The sequence below is a fragment of the uncultured Tateyamaria sp. genome, from assembly GCF_947504105.1.
In the GTDB taxonomy this organism is placed as follows: Bacteria; Pseudomonadota; Alphaproteobacteria; order Rhodobacterales; family Rhodobacteraceae; genus Tateyamaria.
In genome coordinates, this window is the sequence record NZ_CANNGP010000173.1 from 1 (window position 1) to 442 (window position 442).

The window sequence follows — 442 nt, forward strand, 5'->3', positions numbered from 1 at the left end:
TAAGCTCATTGTCATCATGAACGCGGTGCTGAAGACCGGCGAACCGGCACGAAGGCCTTTGCCGAGCTGATGATTGCGGACCTTCGCGATCCCTGCTGCGAACTGGAAAGATGCGGGACGAAGCGGTCATACGCCGAACTCACCCCAATGGCTGCTTTCAAGTTGAATAGCTCAACATCAATGACCAGCCAAACGCACTTTGACGTTTTCCCAATAGTGATTTTCCAGATCGGTCTCTGAAATCCAGAACTGAATTACCCCCATGTCTCCCCACTTAAAACCCAAGACCGTGTCGGTGCTCAAGGGTGGGTATTCGCATCTTCTGCTATATAGCGGCCATTGGTGCAATGCGCAGCATCCATCACTTTGGGCTTGTCTTATGACTTCTGCATCGATCTGCGATGATTGATCCAGTGTTCTCTCGACTTTGGGGGGCATTGGT

The 442-nt window shown here is 51.4% G+C and carries 1 protein-coding gene; it reads right to left on the reverse strand.

Features of this window, described 5'->3' with window-relative positions; translation table 11 throughout:
- Positions 1-177: 177 nt before the first annotated feature.
- The coding region (locus Q1A75_RS24100; protein ID WP_299593634.1) for a DUF1963 domain-containing protein at positions 178-442 on the reverse strand (265 nt) is incomplete at its 5' end.